This is a genomic window from Butyricicoccus pullicaecorum DSM 23266, from assembly GCF_900167005.1.
Lineage (GTDB): Bacteria > Bacillota > Clostridia > Oscillospirales > Butyricicoccaceae > Butyricicoccus > Butyricicoccus pullicaecorum.
This window is the reverse complement of record NZ_FUXW01000002.1, coordinates 457,007-476,801: the sequence shown is the minus strand read 5'-3', so window position 1 is coordinate 476,801 and position 19,795 is coordinate 457,007. Positions and strand designations below refer to the sequence as shown.

General features: G+C 43.8%; 19 protein-coding genes. 12 read left to right on the top strand and 7 right to left on the bottom strand.

What is annotated here, in order from left to right; translation table 11 throughout:
• The first annotated feature begins 3 nt into the window (after positions 1-3).
• Positions 4-1,782 (top strand): Rqc2 family fibronectin-binding protein, encoded by a 1,779-nt coding sequence (locus B5D52_RS06490; RefSeq protein ID WP_016146804.1) that lies wholly within the window; start codon positions 4-6, stop codon positions 1,780-1,782.
• A gap of 37 nt (positions 1,783-1,819) precedes the next feature.
• On the opposite strand, the gene B5D52_RS06485 is transcribed toward B5D52_RS06490, so the two are convergent.
• Positions 1,820-2,794 carry an Ig-like domain-containing protein gene (locus tag B5D52_RS06485; RefSeq protein ID WP_016146803.1) on the bottom strand — a complete coding sequence of 325 codons (975 nt, stop codon included), beginning with the start codon at positions 2,792-2,794 and terminating at the stop codon, positions 1,820-1,822.
• A 200-nt stretch (positions 2,795-2,994) separates the two neighbouring features.
• Between B5D52_RS06485 and guaA the strand changes: the two genes are divergently transcribed.
• From guaA to B5D52_RS06455, 6 genes are all read left to right on the top strand, one after another.
• Positions 2,995-4,536 (top strand): glutamine-hydrolyzing GMP synthase, encoded by a 1,542-nt coding sequence (gene guaA, locus B5D52_RS06480; RefSeq protein WP_016146802.1) that lies wholly within the window; start codon positions 2,995-2,997, stop codon positions 4,534-4,536.
• A gap of 480 nt (positions 4,537-5,016) precedes the next feature.
• Positions 5,017-5,241 (top strand): hypothetical protein, encoded by a 225-nt coding sequence (locus B5D52_RS16330; protein ID WP_147535079.1) that lies wholly within the window; start codon positions 5,017-5,019, stop codon positions 5,239-5,241.
• Between the two features lie 69 nt (positions 5,242-5,310).
• Positions 5,311-5,676, top strand: coding sequence for a hypothetical protein (locus B5D52_RS06470; RefSeq protein ID WP_016146801.1), 366 nt, complete (start codon positions 5,311-5,313; stop codon positions 5,674-5,676).
• Positions 5,660-7,519 (top strand): Mu transposase C-terminal domain-containing protein, encoded by a 1,860-nt coding sequence (locus B5D52_RS06465; protein WP_016146800.1) that lies wholly within the window; start codon positions 5,660-5,662, stop codon positions 7,517-7,519. Before B5D52_RS06470 ends, B5D52_RS06465 begins: the two co-directional genes overlap by 17 nt.
• A gap of 3 nt (positions 7,520-7,522) precedes the next feature.
• Complete coding sequence (locus B5D52_RS06460; protein ID WP_016146799.1) at positions 7,523-8,809, top strand: ATP-binding protein; 1,287 nt, start codon at positions 7,523-7,525, stop codon at positions 8,807-8,809.
• Positions 8,806-10,176 (top strand): TniQ family protein, encoded by a 1,371-nt coding sequence (locus tag B5D52_RS06455; RefSeq protein WP_016146798.1) that lies wholly within the window; start codon positions 8,806-8,808, stop codon positions 10,174-10,176. Before B5D52_RS06460 ends, B5D52_RS06455 begins: the two co-directional genes overlap by 4 nt.
• Positions 10,177-10,247: 71 nt before the next feature.
• On the opposite strand, the gene B5D52_RS06450 is transcribed toward B5D52_RS06455, so the two are convergent.
• The 4 genes from B5D52_RS06450 to B5D52_RS15890 are packed head-to-tail and all read right to left on the bottom strand — an operon-like array spanning position 10,248 to position 12,028.
• On the bottom strand, positions 10,248-10,715 hold the full coding sequence (locus tag B5D52_RS06450) for a hypothetical protein (RefSeq protein WP_016146797.1): 468 nt from the start codon (positions 10,713-10,715) through the stop codon (positions 10,248-10,250).
• Complete coding sequence (locus tag B5D52_RS06445) at positions 10,715-11,083, bottom strand: hypothetical protein (RefSeq protein WP_016146796.1); 369 nt, start codon at positions 11,081-11,083, stop codon at positions 10,715-10,717. Before B5D52_RS06445 ends, B5D52_RS06450 begins: the two co-directional genes overlap by 1 nt.
• A gap of 19 nt (positions 11,084-11,102) precedes the next feature.
• Complete coding sequence (locus B5D52_RS06440; protein ID WP_016146795.1) at positions 11,103-11,783, bottom strand: peptidoglycan recognition protein family protein; 681 nt, start codon at positions 11,781-11,783, stop codon at positions 11,103-11,105.
• A 35-nt stretch (positions 11,784-11,818) separates the two neighbouring features.
• A complete protein-coding gene (locus B5D52_RS15890; protein WP_143149483.1) occupies positions 11,819-12,028 on the bottom strand; it encodes a hypothetical protein in 210 nt (69 codons plus the stop codon).
• Between the two features lie 100 nt (positions 12,029-12,128).
• On the opposite strand from B5D52_RS15890, the gene B5D52_RS06435 reads away from it, so the two are divergent.
• Together B5D52_RS06435 and B5D52_RS06430 are read left to right on the top strand one after the other, a co-directional pair.
• Positions 12,129-12,359: a hypothetical protein gene (locus B5D52_RS06435; RefSeq protein ID WP_016146794.1), complete on the top strand. Its 231-nt coding sequence runs from the start codon at positions 12,129-12,131 to the stop codon at positions 12,357-12,359.
• A gap of 21 nt (positions 12,360-12,380) precedes the next feature.
• Positions 12,381-13,538, top strand: coding sequence for a DUF5050 domain-containing protein (locus B5D52_RS06430; RefSeq protein ID WP_078689145.1), 1,158 nt, complete (start codon positions 12,381-12,383; stop codon positions 13,536-13,538).
• Between the two features lie 184 nt (positions 13,539-13,722).
• Here the strand turns inward: B5D52_RS06430 and B5D52_RS06425 are convergent, their stop codons facing one another.
• A complete protein-coding gene (locus B5D52_RS06425) occupies positions 13,723-14,979 on the bottom strand; it encodes a HAMP domain-containing sensor histidine kinase (protein ID WP_016146792.1) in 1,257 nt (418 codons plus the stop codon).
• Positions 14,972-15,685 carry a response regulator transcription factor gene (locus tag B5D52_RS06420; protein WP_016146791.1) on the bottom strand — a complete coding sequence of 238 codons (714 nt, stop codon included), beginning with the start codon at positions 15,683-15,685 and terminating at the stop codon, positions 14,972-14,974. Before B5D52_RS06420 ends, B5D52_RS06425 begins: the two co-directional genes overlap by 8 nt.
• Positions 15,686-15,862: 177 nt before the next feature.
• Between B5D52_RS06420 and B5D52_RS06415 the strand changes: the two genes are divergently transcribed.
• The 3 genes from B5D52_RS06415 (at position 15,863) to B5D52_RS06405 (ending at position 19,629) form a co-directional block, all read left to right on the top strand.
• A complete protein-coding gene (locus B5D52_RS06415) occupies positions 15,863-18,166 on the top strand; it encodes a glycosyl hydrolase family 18 protein (RefSeq protein WP_278246314.1) in 2,304 nt (767 codons plus the stop codon).
• A gap of 80 nt (positions 18,167-18,246) precedes the next feature.
• The gene (locus tag B5D52_RS06410) at positions 18,247-18,660 is read left to right on the top strand and encodes a phage holin family protein (RefSeq protein WP_016146789.1); all 414 of its coding nucleotides are present in this window, start codon (positions 18,247-18,249) and stop codon (positions 18,658-18,660) included.
• Positions 18,661-19,629, top strand: coding sequence for an N-acetylmuramoyl-L-alanine amidase (locus tag B5D52_RS06405; protein ID WP_016146788.1), 969 nt, complete (start codon positions 18,661-18,663; stop codon positions 19,627-19,629).
• The last annotated feature ends 166 nt before the right edge of the window (positions 19,630-19,795 follow it).

The window sequence follows — 19,795 nt, the reverse complement described above, 5'->3', positions numbered from 1 at the left end:
TTTATGCCATTAGACGCTGTATGCCTGCGTGCCGTGCTCTCTGAGCTGAATACACGAATCGCAGGTGCACGAATCGAAAAGGTATATCAGCCCGACCGCGAAGAAATTGTGCTTCAGCTGCGTGGCGGTCAGGGCGCATGCAGATTATTGTTTTCTGCCTCGCCGTCAGCGCCGCGTATTCATCTCATTGAGCAAAACCGCGAAAACCCGGCAACACCGCCCATGTTTTGTATGCTGCTGCGCAAGCACATTCAGGGCGCTAAGATTGTATCGCTGACCCAACCCTCGCTCGAGCGTATGGCGGTTCTGGAATTGGACACCAACGATGAAATGGGCGTACCGGTCAAACGGTATCTGATCGCAGAGCTCATGGGTAAGTATTCCAACCTCATCCTCAAGGGAGAGGACGACCGTATCATCGATTCCATTCGTCGTATTGATGGAGATATCTCAGGAAAACGACAGATTCTGCCCGGGTTGTTCTATCGAATGCCGCCGGCGCAAGAGCATAAGGTAGACCCGCTCACGGTTTCGGGCGCCGGAATCGCAGCCGCGGTCAGTCAGGCAGAAGGAGAGATGGGGCTGGATAAGTGGCTGCTCTCTTCTTTCTGTGGTTTATCACCGCTATTGTGCCGGGAAATCGCATACCGTGCGACAGGGGAGACCGGAAAGCCGGTCAGCATGCTCTCTGCCGAAGATCGCACGAAGCTCTGCGAGGTGTTTGAGGATTTTCTGAGCTATGTTCGGGAAGACAAGGCGCGGCCTTATCTGCTTGTCAAAGCAGAGGATAAAACAGTCTTTGACTTTACCTGCCTGCCCATTACGCAGTACGGCACGCTGATGCGCTTGGACACCAAGCCGGATTTCTCTTCTCTGCTCGCGGCATTTTATGAGAAAAAAGGTCAGACCGAGCGTATGCACCGTAAAGCTGGTGATATGCTGCGCACGGTTACCGCAGCCCGTGATCGTCTGGTACGAAAGCTGGCTGCACAGCGTCAGGAACTGACCAAAACCCATGATCGTGAAAAGTATAAGCGAAAAGGCGAACTGATTTCTGCGAATTTTTATCAGCTGGAAAAGGGCATGCGTACGGCAAAGGTAATCGATTATTATGACCCGGAATGTCCGGAAATCGAAATCTCCCTGGATGTACGCCTGACACCGCAGCAGAATGCACAGAAATACTTTAAACTGTATAATAAGGCGAAAACAGCCGAGCAGATGCTTACCGAGCAGATTGAGCAGGGCACACAGGAACTGGATTATTTGGAAAGCGTGCTCGCTTCCATCGATGAAGCGGAAAATGAAGCTGATCTGGCGCAGCTGCGTGAAGAACTCACGCAGACGGGCGTGCTCTCGCACAAGCAGCAGCGCAATATGCGCAGACAGAAGCCAGCGCGATCTGCACCGTATGAGTATCGCACAACAGATGGATTTTCAGTCTGGGCCGGTAAGAATAACTTGCAGAATGATCTTTTGAGTATGAAGACCGCATTTAAGAGTGACATCTGGTTCCATACGCAGAAAATTCACGGTTCGCATGTGATTTTAATTACCGACGGAAAGCAGCCGACAGATGAAGCGATGACGCAGGCAGCTATGATTGCAGCGTATCATTCCAAGGCAAGAACGTCGTCTCTGGTGCCGGTCGACTATACCGAAGTGCGCAATCTGAAAAAGCCTTCTGGTGCAAAGCCCGGATTTGTGATCTATCATGTCTATCAAACAGCGTTTGTGACACCGGATGAGGCATTGATCGAGTCCTTGCGCGTGAAAGATTAAAAAAACAGGCGAGTGATATACTCGCCTGTTATGGGATTCAGTTTTCATCTGCCAGACACAGAACGCGATAGAGCATGACACATGCTGTTTCACGGGTCAGCGGCTCGGCGCTGTCCAGTTCGGAGGTGGGGAGAATATCGGCAGCATCCAGTGTGCTGACTGCGGACTCTGCCCACGCGGGAACAACACGGTAAGAGATGGTACCGCTTGTTGGTGCAACGGTCGGAATTTGCTGCTGTGCCATCAGATTGGATACGATGACAGCGGCTTCTGAAATCGTGATTGCACGTTCGCCGCGAATCTCCGCGTTACCGGACGCAGTCTGATATCCTTGAATCAGGCCGGCTTCTGCTGCTGCGCTGATATAGGGCTTAACCCACGGGGAAAGGGCACTGTCATCTTGAAAATCGGTTACGGTCGTATCTTCGAGTTCCAGATCGGCAGCTGCGGCAGCCATTGCAATAAATTCGTTGCGTGTGACGGTCTGTGTCGGATGCAGGAAATAAGCACTGCCGACTTTTTCACCGAGAAAGAGTTCTTCTTGTGCCAATCGAACAGCAGCTAAGTGATTGGGATTGTATGTCATGTCTGCATAAGTGATGCCTGAACTGTTCTTTTCGATCTTGACCGAAATACGAGCCGGTTCTGATTCATTGCCCATGACATCGACAGCACAGTAAGAGAACTGGTCAGTGCCGGTTTTGCCTGCTGCCGGCGTGTAAATCAGGTTTCCGTTTTCAAAAGCAGCGGTGCCCAGCCGAGGCTGATCGATCAGCTTCAGCGTCACGGTATCGCCGTCGGGATCGGTTGCTGCAAGGGGAATATGCACCATAACGTCTTTCACGGTCTTCGTTTCGACGGTTTGAACGACCGGTGCATGTCCGACAGAAGAACTCAGCAAAGTCTCTTCTGCCAATGCCTGCACTTCATCCCGCCAAAAAGCTGCAGAAGGCATAATGAAAGCCAGGATGCAGGCCAGGGATAAAATTCCCTTTCGGGTCAATGTATTCATTGCAATCCATCCTTTTATAAGAGTTTAGTCAAAGTGTTTCCAGTTCGAACGAATCCCATACGCAACCTTGATCAGAATGAACGCTTTATTTTTGTGCGCTTCAGCAAAATTTAATTTCTAGCAGAAAAGGTCTTGCCCGAACGCGCAAAATATGGCATAATTTTATCTAAGCAAAAGAATGATTTGGAGGAATATAACGCATGGAGCATCATCAGCTTGTTCTGGTGCTGGACTTTGGTGGCCAGTATAACCAGCTTATTGCACGCCGCGTGCGTGAACACCATGTTTACTGTGAAGTAAAGTCCTATAAGACTCCTCTCGAGGAGATTAAGGCAATGAATCCGGTCGGTATTATCTTTACCGGCGGCCCCAACAGCGTATACGAGGAGACCTCTCCGCGCTGTGGTCGCGAGATCTTTGAACTGGGCATCCCGGTACTGGGTATCTGCTACGGCTGCCAGCTTATGGCACACGTACTGGGCGGCACCGTATCCAATGCTGCGGAGAAGAGCGAGTACGGTAAGACCCGCGTCAAGCTGGATAAGAGCAGCAAGCTGTTCTCTGATCTGGAATCTGAAGAAATCTGCTGGATGAGCCATACCGACTTTATCTCGCAGGTTCCGGAAGGTTTCCGTGTTACCGCTACGACCGATACCTGCCCGACTGCTGCAATGGAGTGTGCAGAGAAGAACTTCTACGGCGTTCAGTTCCACCCGGAAGTAAATCATACGCCGCACGGTACGGATATGCTGGGTCACTTCCTGTATGATGTATGTGGCTGCACCGGTGACTGGACCATGACTCGCTACATCGAGCAGCAGGTAGAGGCCATCCGTGAGAAGGTGGGCGACGGTAAGGTTCTGTGTGCACTTTCTGGTGGCGTAGACTCTTCTGTTGTTGCTGCACTGGTTTCCAAGGCTGTTGGCCGTCAGCTGACTTGTGTCTTTGTAGATACCGGTCTGATGCGCAAAAATGAGGGTGACGAGGTAGAGCAGGCTTTCGCAACTCGTTTCGATTCTAATTTTGTTCGCGCAAATGCGCAGGATCGTTTCTTCAATAAGCTGAAGGGACTGAGCGACCCCGAGGATAAGCGTAAGGCAATCGGCGAAGAGTTCATTCGTGTATTCGAGGATGAAGCGCGCAAGATTGGTGCGGTTGATTTTCTCGTACAGGGTACCATTTATCCTGACGTAATTGAGTCTGGTCTGGGAGATAGCGCAGTGATTAAGAGCCACCACAATGTTGGCGGTCTGCCGAGCGTTGTTGACTTTAAGGAACTCATTGAGCCGCTTCGCCTGCTGTTTAAGGATGAAGTACGTGCTATGGGTCTGGAGCTTGGCCTGCCGGATTATCTGGTTTGGCGTCAGCCGTTCCCGGGTCCGGGTCTCGGCATTCGTGTTCTGGGTGAGGTTACTCCGGACAAGGTTGCAATCCTGCAGGAAGCTGACTGGATCTTCCGCGAGGAGATCGCGAAGGCTGGTCTGGATCGCAGCATCAACCAGTACTTTGCTGTACTGACTGGCATGCGTTCGGTTGGTGTTATGGGTGACGGTCGTACCTATGATTACACCCTTGCACTCAGAGGCGTAACGACTTCTGACTTTATGACTGCTGACTGGGCTCGAATCCCCTATGAGGTTCTGGACCGTGTTTCGGTTCGCATCGTAAATGAGGTTAAGCATATCAACCGTATTGTGTATGACATCACCTCCAAGCCCCCGGCAACCATCGAGTGGGAATAATTTCAGATGTTATGGTGCAACCCGATTTTCCCTCAATGTGCAAAATGATTTTCACTGAGGCTGCACATAATTAAATAAGGCATTAGAAGAAAGACCTTGAGTTTTGTTGCTCAGGGTCTTTTTTTTATTCAAAAACGACCAGAATACACTAGATAAAATTGCGTTTTTATTTAGGATATAAACCACGAAAAATTGGTGCCATGGAAAACGAATTCGCATTTTGCGTGAAAATGACCTTGCACCAATACATAGAGTTTTCCCAAAAATGCAAATTTGGGGGGAATTTTCAAGAGTGGTATTGATGATTTGATAGCAAAATAGCTATAAAGTCTCCTTCCATTTTATTGATTATACATAAAAATAGCAGATTCCTGTTCCCAAAAATGCGTTTTTGGGAAGGCAATATTTTCCCAAAACTGTGTTTTTGGGAAGGCGATATTTTCCAACAGGAAGTGTAAGACATTTCCCCAAAACTGTATTTTGGAGAAGATGATTTTTGGGAGTCTACTCCCCAAAAATCGTTTTTGGGAAAAGAGTATCCCCAAAACTGCGTTTTTGGGAAAAGGCTATCCCCCAAAAATTACGTTTTTGGGAAAAGGCTATCCCCAAAAATTACGTTTTTGGGAAAAACATTCCCCAAAATTACGTTTTTGGGAAAAACATCCCCAAAAACAAATTGATTTTTGGGAGTTTAAAAATGTCTAACTAATATTGGGAGGTGATCTCAACACAAAGATTAACAGAAGAGCAGCCTGATTATTGGAGGACACAAATATGCAGAAGAAGAACTACAAAGGACGCTGCGAAAAAAAAGAGCTTACAAAGTCCAAAGAGACCTGTAGATTTTTTGGAGACATCCAATCTGCTTACGGAGATATTTTAGAAAATGATCCGAAGGTCACAGAGATAATTTGCAATATGCCAATGGAAGGTCTTGAACTCGGAGAGTACACATCGGATTTCGTATGCAAACTATCAGACAGCACATATATGGTTAGAGAATGCGTTCAAAGAAAACATTTGATAAAACCCAAAACTGTTAAGGAATTAGAAGAAAGCCGAAAGTTCTGGGCAAAACATGGTATTAGCAATTGGGGAATTGTGACCAACAAGGAGGAATACCATGAAGGACAACCTTAAACGGAATTCATTGATCTTAGCAGGTGGGAGCATTTATAGAGTCCTGGAAACAGATAATGAAAAGTATTTCTGTATCGATTGTCTCAGACTTACAATGCCAAAGTGGATTGATATTTCTCCAGACCGGGATGATCTCTGCACAGAGGAAGAACTACTAAAAAGAGCGAACAGGAAAACTTGTAGTTTAGAATTGTTAGATCCCAAAAGCCAAAAGGAAGCACATAGAAGATACAACATCATCTGTGGAATTATTCCATTCATTTCTGATGATCACATGAGGACGAAGGCTATAAAAGCAGTAGCTGAAAAAAATAATTTGAGCAAAAGAACAGTTTCAAATTATTTGTGCACGTATCTAGCTTATCAGAATGTAGGAGCATTGGCTCCTCAAAAATCCCACCTTGAAACTTCACTCACTCAGGATCAAAAAAATATTAGATGGGCATTAAACAAGTTTTATTATACGAGAAGAAAAAACACACTCATGAACGCATATATCATGATGTTGAAAACCAAGTATACTGACTCTCTAGGCAACTTGTATTCAGAGTACCCATCGATCCATCAATTTCGATATTTTTATAGAAAAACACGATCCTTACAAAAAGAATACATCAGTCGAGATGGAATAAAAAATTATGAGATGAATAGCAGACCTCTTCTTGGAGATGGCGTGCAGCAGTTCGCTCCTGAAATTGGAACTGGAATGTTGGATGCTACGATATGCGATATATACCTATGTGATGACTCTAGAAGCCTTGTAGGACGTCCTATTCTTATAACGTGTGTGGATGCGTTTAGCAGCCTGTTGTGCGGCTACGCGCTTCTGTGGGAAGGAGGGATGTATTCTATACGGGAACTACTTCTTAATTGCGCTACTAATAAAGTGGAATGGTGCAAGAAGTTTGGAATTCTAATTGAACAAGAAGACTGGAACTGTCAGGAAATTCCGAGAACCTTGGTAACAGATATGGGCGCAGAATTTACGTCGTACAATATGGAGCAAATTACGGAGTTGGGATGTAGAGTAATTAACCTACCGCCATTTAGAGCAGAGCTAAAAGGGCCAGTAGAACAAATTTTTAATTTCCTCCAAGAATTATTCAAACCACATTTAAAAGGCAAAGGAGTGATCGATACTGACTTCAAAAAACGAGGAGTTAGAGATTATCGAAAAGATGCCAATCTTACAATGGATCAGTTTGAAGAGATTCTTCTACGATGCATCATTTACTACAATACAAAACGAATCATTCAAAACTTTCCATATTCTGAGGAGATGTTAGATCATGGCATAACCCCGCATGCGAATGATATATGGAATTATTGCAAAGCCCAAAAGGAATCTAACTTGATTAAAGTGTCTCAGAAGGATTTGATATTGACATTACTTCCGAGAACGGCTGCTAGATTTACACGATGGGGACTTAAAGCAAATAACCTCAGATATAAAGCGGAAGGATTTACAGAAGATTTTCTTAAACAAGAAAGATGTGTTGTCGCATACGATCCGGATGATGTATCTCATGTTTGGCTTATAAAGGATGGAACGTATATTCAGTTTGACTTAATAGAGGCTAGATTCGAAGGGAAGAAACTGGAAGACGCGCAATGCATTAAAGAAAGACAAAAACAATTGACCCAGCAGCACAAAAAAGAAAATATGCAAGCAAGAATAGATTTGATACAACATATTGAAGCGATTTCAGCGCAAACAGATTATGGGAAAGATATTGACATAAAGAATGTACGCATAACAAAACAATCTCACAAAAGTAAGAGACGCCATAATCTCACGCTGGAGCTGACTACATCTAAAGATAATAGGAGAGAGGATAATTGATCTATGGCCGATTATGCTGCTATGCTTCCAGATATGTTATTTGGGGAAGCCCTTAGAAGTGAATTAACAGTTTTGCCAGATTATAACACTACCATAAGAGATGCAGAAGCAAGCGTGAGGCTTATGAAGCTCTCGGACATTTACAAAGTATTTATCCCCGGTAAAATGGCAATAGAAATTTATCATAAGCTATACATGATGACTTCAATGAGTTTTAGTCAAAAAGGATCTATGTCTGAAGTCAAACGATTAAATGAAAATCATAGATGGGCAACAACAGGAGAATTCCATGGTGTGGCAACTGGAGCCACTTCTGCAACGGTAATAGGCTGCAGCGGGATAGGGAAGTCTACATGCATAAGAAAAGCTATGAATTTACTAGGAGGCATCATAGAGTGTGATAAGCCATATCGCAAGCTAATTCCAGCTTTGATTGTGAGCACTCCGTTCGACTGTAATTATAAAGGACTGCTCTGTCAAATCTTAATAGCAATCGATGAAACTTTAGGAACAAATTATTATGAGAAGAGCCAAAAATCTACGATGAATGCACAGCAGATATTGGGAATGGTGGCTCAACTTTGCCAGCAGTTTGTTGGCACGCTTATTATAGATGAAATACAGTTTATTGTTCAGCATAAATCCGGCCAGCAATTATACAGAATGATACTGCAGTTAATTAACACAAGCTGCAATATACTTCTAGTTGGAACAAATGAGTGTCTTCCATTTTTTACCCAAAATCAAAGCGCATTTCAAATGGCACGAAGAAGCGTTGGTCTGCAATATGGAGCGATGGAATACGGAAATGAGTTTTCTGCGCTATGCAGCATATTGTTCTCATATCAATATGTCTCTATTGAGTCAGAGATTACTGATGGCATAATATCATGGCTATATGAGCATACGAGAGGAAACCCGAGCACCTTGGTTAGTTTATTCCATGATGCACAAGAAATTGCCATACTAGAAGGTGATGAATACTTGGGGATAGAGACCCTCACGAAAGCCTATAATCAAAGATTTCAGATGCTTCATAATTACATCACTGCAAATACAACGCCCAAAAAGAAAACTAGCAGCATCGCGATCCCCAAAATGCAACTTCCCAAAAATAAAAATCCCAAAACTGCTTTTGGGGAAAATCCGAGTGAATTTGGGAATGGAGAAGAATATAGCGAATTGGATTATGTGTCAATAGATGCTCTTGTGGCAGAATCTAAAATCAGCAAAGTAGATATCGTAGTTTTAATGAAGCAACATTTCGCCGTGGTTGAGGTAGAGATATGATTTCATATTTTCCAGAGATTTATGAAGATGAATTGGTGTATAGCTGGTTTGCAAGATATTTTGCTCACTCTGGATATCCTTGTTATGTGAATGCGTTAGAAGATATTTTCATAAAAAGAAATTGTGCAGCAGATATTGAATTTATTGGCCCTATAAATCAAGAGGCAAAAAGAATTATAGAATCTATTTGCACAATGGATAAGCTGATATTTGAGCACACTATGTTTCCTCAGTATGCAAGGTTCTTAGACTTAGATCGTCAAAAGATAGCAACAGAATCTTTAATAGGTGGCGGGGGAGACCCATACAATCTGTTATCTATTCCCACAAGCAGCTCTACTCGAGTTGTTCGGTATTGCCCCTTATGTGCTCAGGAAGACCGGGAGAAGTATGGCGAAACCTATTTTCATCGAAGCCATCTAATACGAGGAATAATGACATGTACAAAACATAAATGTAAATTGAGAAATACAAAAGTAGAGATCTCCAAATGCAGATCTCCAAGACTCCACGTTCCAGAAGATGTCATTCCAACAACTACATTCTGCGACGATGATATAAGTGCAAGCGAAGCGCAGCAGAGATTTGATGAATACCTCATGCAGTGCTTTTACCTCGAATTTAGATTCTTGCAATCAGAATCCGTTGGGATGTTCATTAGTTCTAAATTAGATGGAACACGGTATCTATCGAGCGGTGGGCGCAAAAAGCATGTTGCTCTTTTATATGAAGATATCCTGAAATTCTTCGGAGATAATGTTCCACAAGGTATTCAAGAGTTGTATCACTTACAAAAAATATTGACAGGGTATAATACAAATTTTTTATGGGTTTGCCAACTCGCATACTTTTTGGACATCTCACCTCAAGATCTATGCACCCCTGAAACATGGGATGACTCTATAGCTAAAAGTAAATGGAGTAAGCCACTCCCAAAAGCAAGAAATTATTCAACCCGAACAGGAAAAACAAAAGAGAATTGGATAACGATAGATAAGGAGATGGCTCCATTAGTAAAAAAAATAGCCAAAGATATTTACGAGGGAGGAGGAGGGAGGCCGAGAAGAGTTACCCAAAACATAGTAGAGAAAACTATGAAATGGCCGAATAAAAGAATTGATTGTCTTCCATTGTGCAAAAAAATAATTTTAGAGTATTATGAATCCTTTGAAGATTACTGGGCGAGGGAATGTGTATGGGCATATAATTTTTTAAAAACTGAGAGAGGTCAGAAAATTATAGTTTGGAAGGATTTAAGAGAGCTAATCAATTTAAGAAAGGAAAACTTTCAAAAATGCATTCCTTATTTAATAAAGCACACAGATCATAAAACAATACAAGAACTGGAAGGACTTATCAATGGCTAGTGTGCTCTTTGATGAGTTGGGTTGGTTCAGATAAAAAAAGGCGCACCTTTTAACAGGTGCGCCTTTCATTTTTACTCATCGCCATCTATAAGGGAACTATAATCAACATCCCATTGTTCCATTTCATCAAGGAGTAGTTTTCCATAGCTATTTTTATTCATTCGATGTACATACAATGTTTTGAGATTGATTAAAGTTTTCTTTTCATATATAGGGAGACAACGTTTATCTTTATATTTATAAAATATACTCTTTATATTTGATCGACATTGGGTTTCTGCAAAATCCATCATTGTAGATATTGTTTCGCTTAATTGAGCTTTATGTATCTTTTCATCTTCAATATGACTTTCTAACAGATGCTTGATTTCTTTTATATTCTCTTCAGTCGAGTCAACACTTCCGTATTTTCTTACGATCCCAGACAATAAGTTTCTTACATTTTTTGAAACCAATGCAAGCAAAGAAACAGAAGAAAGAATTAAGCCAATAATTGCAGAGATATTCTTGAAAAAATCTATAGTTAAAATATGTTCCACTACTTATCACTTCCGTTTTGAATATTCAGTTTGGCATAGTTGTCATCATTCAACAATTCTTTCATCTCACCTAACGCATCGTCAACGTATCTACTAAAAGATTCGAACGTCATAATTTTGGCGATCCAAGGGAATTTACTTATAAACTCATTATACACGATCGACAGCTTCAACTTTCCGGTTCCCGCCCCAAATTCCTTTTCTGCCAAGATTACCGCTGATAACAGCCAAGCCTTGATTTGAGCGAGCTGCTGTTCAGTCGGAGCTTTGAAAAAATTATAAATTCGGTATCCAAAGATAGAGACTATAAGCAAAACAGAAAATATAAACCAAAAATTATCAATTATAACCGAAACGAGAGCATTCATAAGTATCCTCCTGAGTTAATCAATCGTACAATCCTTCACGGTCATTAAAGACCAGCATTCTAAGCATATCCTCACTCAAGTCTAAATTTTTACCGTCACCGCGTAGAGTTTTATGATCCATCAGTTTTTTCACTACCGACTTTGCATACCCTGGGATTTCTTCAAACGTATTGTATCTAACCATATCTTTTTCCTCCTCGAGATTTACTAACTTTTCCTTGAAAGACTTCCATAAAGAATTGTTTGTGCCAATCATTGGCGCGGGACAAGATTTCGATGTAACGTCCCAATGGCGGATAACCCGATCAACAGGAACGTTGTATTTTTTCATTAGCTCTTTTGTAAGTTCGATTGCTTTCTCAATAGTTTTATTTCGAATATTTCCTTTCCTATCAAGTAAGCACATCTCAATACCGACGCTATTTGTATTAGTGCACTTTTTATGGAACGAAGCACCTCCTGTTCCTTGCAAGCCTCCTCCGCAATGCCATGCAATATAATGATCTGGAACAGACTGCCAAACCTCATTTTCATCTACAAAATAATGAGCAGAAGCTTTAACAACTTCACGATTAAAATATACCGCATTATTTTTTGCAGTATCTCCACGATTGGCAGTATAATGAATGACGATATATTTAATTTGATCTGTAGATCTTTGCCCGCCTCTGTTTGAAGGATTGGTTAATAATGTGTTCATAAGCACCTCCTATAAGTGCAAGTCTAAATTACGTATTATTTTTTAGAAGTTCTATTTCTTTTGGATTGCGAATTTTCATCTCCAGATGTTCCTCTCATATAGCCACTAACGAATCCAATTAAACCTCCACCAATAGAAAAAACAATTTTTTCTTGTCCAGTCGCTGCTGCAATTACACATGTTATTCCGCAAAATAAAACAGCAAGTACATTTTCTAAACTTGCTTTTTCAAAAATATTTTTCATAAGATCACATCCATAGATTACAAAATGTCTGATAATATGATTGCTTTTTTATGATCCAAGTTGTACAATTTAATCACATAAAATGAAAGGGGGCTCTATTATGAGCGAACGCAAGCACAGAACAAAAGAAGAAATAATTGCAGAAATTGATTCGAAGATCGCCCATCATACGAAGTGCATTAAATCACTGGAAGAGAAAAAGCATAATATTCTTAATCCAAAGCCCCGAAAGAAAAAACTCAGCCAAAAGATGATCGTGGAGGCTATTAAGTCAAGCGGAATGTCTATAGAAGAAATTGCAGAAAGCCTTGGAATAAAGATAGAGGAATAAACAACTATTCGACTAAGGACGATGATGAAAAAGATATTTTTTATATTATTATTGGCATTACTTTGTTGTACATTTGGATGTTCTTCGCAACCAGAAACAAATGTTCAGGTTGAAACATCAGAGTCTAGCAACGCACCTGAAGAGACTCAGGACAGTTCTGAATCTGAAAACATGGATATAAGAGCTCCGCTCACACCTCCGGAAGATGCGAATAAGTCGAGCTATATAAACCTAAATGAACAAAATAAAAAGCAGAATGGGGCTGGTGCATACATACAAGGCGATTGGCTGTATTGCAAAAGTTATAATTCAGATGGAAAACCCTATTTTGTAAAGATGAGAAAAGATCTAAGCGAGTTCACAGTTTTAGATTACGGATATGCTAGATACATCACTATTTCAGATGGAATTTTGTACTACTCTATCGGCAGCGATAAAGGAAACATAGGCATTTACAAAATGAACATGAGCGGAGACAATAAAGAAAAAGTCTCTTCGTCTTATGGGCCATTTCAAATTGTCAATGACAAAATATACTATGTGAATATTTACTACGATGGAGTTGTGAGCCCAGACGTCACAAGTGAGGATATGTATAATCTTTATAGATGTGACCTGGATGGTTCCAATATTGAAAAAATCATAAGCAAACCGGTATTTTTCTTTTTTGTTTTTGGAGACGAGATATTATATCAAGATGATAGAGATGGATCAGCGCTTCACATTTTTAATATGGAAACGAATGATGATCTAAGAATCAATGATATGACATCTTTTTGCCCGATCTATGATGGAGAGTATATCTATTATGCTGGACTCAAAGAACCTGATACTACGTCTAAAATTTGGAGAATAAAGCCAGATGGCAGCGAAAATACATTAGTGTCAGATACGCCGGTAATGGATAGGATTGTAGTTACAGACAATCATATTTATTTTGCTAACTTAGATGATTCTGCACGGCTATATAGAATCAACAAAGATGGAACAGGGAAGCAGCTGATTTCTCAAGAGAAAAATACAGCTGAAATCCAAGTATTCGACTCAACAGAACAATATCCAGTCCTTCGATATATTACATATACCGACGACTGGAAACATACGATAGATGCGTATTATGCAGAACTAGATGGAGCTAACAAAATAACTGAATTGGCCCCGATCGAAGATTATACGTAAATATACCAATAATAAAAGCCCGATAATTAAATCGGGCTTTTTCTATTGCATAGATTTCTTTACAAAGGAACGGAGAAAGAGCAATTTTTATTGGATATGAAGAAATATCTGGAAAATATACACAGCCTTCTTGTGTAGGGACATTGAACAACTCGATGTAATTGTTGCTGGCTGACTACGCTCATTACGGAATTTGCAAACTGAATATGATTTCTATGGCGAATTTTTCATTATCATCATTTATTACGGTATATCCATGATTTTCCTTCATCAATGACTGTATGTTCATAAGACCAATCTTATGGCTGTTTTCTGCGCAGATAAAATTTTTGTAGTTCGTGAATCGTAATTTAACATGATGATTGTTTTTGTAGATTTGTATTTTGATGGGATGCTTCATATCTGCATACTTTTTTATATTTGAAAAGATATTGTCAAAAATGCGATAGATATCATCTGGACGAATTTGAATAGAATAGTCACCATATGGTACAGCATCTTGAACAATATGATACCCCTCAGCTTGCAAATCACAACACCATTCATAAAGTAATTGGCTAAATAATTCATATCCATTTACCTGGCTAAAAGGATCAATATTTGTTAAAGGGGAAGTAGAAAATTGATAAAATAATTGATCTATTAGAGACTTCAACTGCATTGCCTTCTCGTAAGTTTTTTCTAAGTATGCAATAGAATCTGTTTTTGCGTATCGCAGCACCTCTAAATACCCAATCAGTTTTGTGAGAGGAGTTCGAATATCGTGCGATAATGATGCAACTAATTGATAATTCATTTTTCGAATGGATGCTTCTTGGATTGTGGCGTTTATTAAAGTTTGTCTCAGCGCATTGATCTCATTTCCTAACTCTGCAATTTCATCATTTCCGCTAATTTGAATTTCATAATCATCATTGCTAATAGAAATTGCGACTTGCTTATATAAATCTTGTATTCTCCTGAATGTAAAAAACACATATGGAATTAAGATACTGAAAAAACAAATAAACCCAAATAGAATCCCCACTATATTCCACCAAGCATAATAGACATAACCGGGGGAATAAAAAACCGCATGAACAGTTCCATCAGCACATTGAATGATATCCTCATCACATAAATCAGGATCTTGTTTAATTAAGTCGTTGTTCTGCAAGGGCTGAATAAACAAAAGAATGTCTGAAATTTGTTCATGCCACTCAGAGTTTATAATAACATCCTCGACAGATAAATGATTTAGAGTAATGTAATCTTGTAAGTGCTGAATGGCATCATTGCTTTTTGACTCCCAATAAGAGCAAAATTTATCACTTTCGAAAACCCAATTTGCTAGTATATCTGATACAAGATAATAGCCTACGAAAGCAGTAAGGAGCGAGAGCAGTGATATTAAGAAAAAATGGAAACTAAGCTTATTATTTAGCTTTATTTTTTTACTCAATACGATACCCCTTTCCCCAGACTGTTACTAAGATTTTCGGATTTTTTGGATTTTCCTCTATCTTTTCTCTTAGTTTTCGTATAAAAACCATAATTGTATTATTTGCTCCAGGAAAATATGGTTCACTCCATACCGATTCATAAATATTCTGAGCAGAAAATGTTTGTCGAGGGCATGATAGCAATAATCGTAGGATTCTATATTCAGTATTGGTAAGATTCAATTCTTGTTGATCCTTATAAACATTATTCCTATCATAGTTCAATCGGATGTTCTGCCATTCTAAATACTCAGATCTTCGGGTTTGAATATTTTTCCCTTGATATACAGTATAGCGGCGCAGCAATCCTTTTACGCGAGCGAGTAATTCAGAATAGGAAAATGGTTTTGATAAATAGTCATCTCCTCCGACTGTATATCCCATGAGAAGATCTGACTCTTGTGTTTTTGCTGTCAGAAATAAAATAGGGACATTTGATATACTGCGGATCTTTTGGCACACCTGATAACCAGATACCCCAGGCATATTGATATCCAAGATAATTAAATCAGTAGACAAGCTGAACTTTGCTAGTGCCAATTCTCCTGTTTCTGCTTCCAATACTTCATATCCTTCACTTTCAAGTAAAATTTTTATGACTTCACGGATTTCTGCTTCATCATCTACCATCAAAATTTGAGCTTTGCCCACTTCCTTATGCCGCATAATTTCACCTCAATGTAAAGGTATTTGATAGTTTTATTATATAATATCGCTTTTTCAAGCATCAACAAAAAATAAGAAATTTTAAGAAACACCCTCATAATCAGCCAGATCGGGCTGTTCTCCTTTAAGGTGCGGGCCACCGGGGAGATTTACGAGAGCGGCGTGGCGATTTCGGATATGCTCACCTACATCAACAAATGGCCCCATATCAAGTGGCTGCTGACGGTGGCAAACGACGGGGCGAACAGCATCTTCCGCGCCCTGCGGGACAACACAAACGGGGCGCAGGAGATGTTCCTTTCGGAGATCATCCGCATCATGGAGAAGTATCCCTGGTGTGACGGCATCGACATTGACCTGGAACGAGGGGACGGCTACTCCACCCATGCCGCGTCAACCGCCATGTTCCAGAACATCTACAATACGGTAAAGAATTACGATGCCACGAAGCACATGAACATCTGCCTGCCGGGGATGACTTCCGTTAATGGCTCGGTGGGCGGCGAGAACTGGTGTGTCTACGGGGACCTCGATGCCTACTGTGACACGGCGTCTATTATGAGCTACGGCATGGCCTGGGCAGGCTCCGCGCCGGGGCCGGTTTCTCCGAGAAGCTGGCTGGAGGGCATCTACGATTACGCCACCCAGGTCATGGACCCGGATAAGATTTTCCTGGGAATGCCGGCCTACGGCTGGAACTGGCAGATTTACGATACGCCGGAGAACCTGGGCGAGACCTACCGGGGCGTTTCCAACACCTACTACGCCGCAAGGTACTGGATGACGGGAGCGTACAACTTCACAGGTGACGCGCCGCCCCAGCCCTTTCTCCCTATCGTGGCCTATTGGGATGATTATGACAAGGTGCCTTACGCCTTTCCCCATGTCTACGATTACATGGAAGGAGCGGACGCAGTTTCCCGCGAGTACCCTCAGCTTGCGGACACATACAACCGCAGGCGCTACCTGACTGCCTACGGCAAGGAGCAGAAAACCGAGTTCGGAACTATTTTCATCGACCGGGACGCTGACGGCTACTCCAGCGCGTCCGGCATTGTCTCCATTGAAAACGGTATCGCAACCCTGGGCGATAACGGCTCGGTGACCTACAGCTTTTCCGTGAACACGGCGGGAACTTACGATGTGGCGGTGCGGCTCTGCTACCCCTTCTGGGACAAGAACGGCATCTATGCGGCGCTGGACGGCAGCACAAAGCACTTCACGGAAAGCCGCCTGTGGTGGCCGTACTGGCGGAGTACCTTCTGGGCGTCCCTCGCAAGCGGCGTAACGCTTTCGGCCGGGACACACACCATTACCATTTCAGTGGATGCCAAAGGCGTCCAGTTTTACGGCTTCCGGGTCTGCTCGGCTTTTTCCGAGGAACCTACCGCCGGGGAGGCCACTTTCGCCCTTGCGCCCAGGAGCTTTAAGGATGTGGACGGCAATATGGCTGTCCCTGACAAAGGCTTCAAGCTGACGCTGGAGATGCTCCGCAGGAAGCCGGACTCGGCGCTTGTATGGTATGAGGACTTCCAGGATTACGGCGTGCTGGAGACGGATTACTGGACGGTGCGCTCCGGCTCCTTCGAGGTGTGGCGGTCGGATGAATATTCGATGGAGCGTGTCTACTCCCAGCTTGAAGGGCATGGGGAGCTTGCGTGGCAGTATGACGGCTTTTCGGAGCTGCATCTGCGGGCAAGGCTGGCCTTCCCGGCAAACGGGAGCGGCAAGGCCGGCGTATTCTGCGGCAGCCTGTTCTGCTGTCTGAACTATGATACCCAGGCGGTGGAACTGTACAATGGTTCCACGCTCCTTGGCAGCTACAGCCAGGAGATTACAAGGACATCGGCGGCAGATCTGCGGGGCAACCCTACCATGTACACGGTGGAGATGCGCGTCCGTGGGAACCAGGTGCGGGTGTATTCCGGTTCTTCCTACACCCTGCGCTTTACGGCGGCGGCCAGCGGCTTTTCCGGGGGCTATGCCGGGTACCGCTCGGACAACACCACGGTCTGTGAACTTCTGCGGCTGGGGGACGCCTGGACCTACGAGCCGTATGAGCGGTTTGATGTGGAGATGCCGGACGGCAGCTTCAAAAGCTATGGAAGGATCAGCCGTTCCAACTGCACCTGGGATGAGGAGTTCCAGGTGTTCACGCTGACCGCCGATGTGGAGGAAACCTCCACCCGGAGCGAGGACATCTCCCTGGACTATGACTTCTTCCATTCCGACCTTCTGGAGATTTCCTGCGGCGGGAGCTACACGGCAAAGGTCATACCGAAGGACATCAACATCTGGATCTCCCGGCTGTTCCTTGGAGACGCGGACGGCTTTTCCATCCTCTACTACCAGGACGTGGATTCCCTGGTCTACTGGGCAAACCAGGCGGCGTACCGCTGGAAGCTCCGGGGGATGTGTATGTGGTCTTTGGGTCAGGAGGATATGCGGCTGTGGGAATGGCTGCCGAAGCAAACAGAATAACTTACGGGAACTGGCGACTGCCCTGCGGGGCGGCCGCTTTTTTCATACACAAAACCATTTCAAGAAACGGAGGTATCAACATGAAGGAACTTTGGAACACGGCGCAGGTGATCTTTGCGGCCATCGGCGGGTGGCTGGGCTATTTCCTGGGCGGCTGCGATGGGCTGTTCATCGCCCTGGTGGTATTCGTGGCGGTGGATTACGTCACAGGCGTGATGTGCGCCATCTCGGACAAGAAACTGTCCAGCGAGGTGGGCTTTAAGGGCATCTGCCGGAAGGTGCTGATCTTCCTGCTGGTTGGGATCGCCAACATCCTGGATGTGCAGGTGATTGGCACAGGCAGCGTCCTTCGCACGGCGGTCATCTTCTTTTACCTCTCCAACGAGGGTGTGAGCCTTTTGGAGAACGCGGCGCACCTGGGGCTTCCTGTGCCGGAGAAGATGAAGGACATCCTGGCACAGCTCCATGACAGAGCGGAAAAGGAGGAAAATTAAGTGACTTACACAAACAGTTCATTGGTATCTTATACGAAACTCAGCCCAAACCACTCCGGGCAGCGGACGCACAGCATCGACCGCATTACGCCCCACTGCGTGGTGGGGCAATGCTCGGTGGAGACGCTGGGCAATATCTTCTTGCCGACTTCCAGACAGGCAAGCTGTAACTACGGCATCGGCGTGGACGGCCGTGTGGGAATGTATGTGGAGGAGCAAAACCGCTCCTGGTGTTCCTCCTCCAGCGCCAACGACCAGCGGGCGGTCACTATTGAGTGCGCGTCTGACACCACGGAGCCGTATGCGTTTAAGGATGTGGTCTATCAGAAGCTCATTAAGCTCTGCGTGGATATCTGCAAGCGCAACGACAAGAAAAAGCTCCTCTGGCTGGGTGATAAGGATAAGACACTCAGTTATGAGCCGAAGTCTGATGAGATGGTGCTGACTGTCCATCGCTGGTTTGCCAACAAGTCCTGTCCGGGCAGTTGGATGTATGCCCGGATGGGTGATCTTGCCGCAAAGGTCACAGCACAGCTTGGCGGCGGGGCATCCGAGGGCACCGAGACTGAGTATCCTGAAAAGCTGACAGAGGGCTATTACCGTGTCCGTAAGGCATGGTCTGACAGTAAATCGCAGAAAGGCGCATACAAGATCCTCTCTAATGCCAAGAAGTGCGCTGATGCCAATCCGGGATATAGCGTGTTCGATAATAACGGTGTAAACATCTACACACCGAACACATCAACGCAGACAGCATCAGATGTTCCGTTTACCGTCAAGGTCAGCATCTCCGATCTGAACATCCGCAAAGGGCCGGGGACGGACTATGCCAAGACCGGGAAGTTTACCGGCAAGGGCGTGTTTACCATCGTGGAGGTCCAGTCCGGCCAGGGTTCCACTGCTGGCTGGGGACGCTTGAAGTCCGGCGCAGGATGGATTTCTCTGGACTATGCAGTGAAAACCGAATAAGGAAACAAGAAAACCCGTGTGCAATCGATCTTTGACGGTCGGCTGCGCACGGGTCTTTTTTTTATCCGCTGAAATCCCCGGCTTCTGTCCTTTCAGAGGTAGAAGGTTACAGATTTGGAGGGACAGCGGTGACGAACGAACAGAGAATGATCGTATCCGCTCTCCG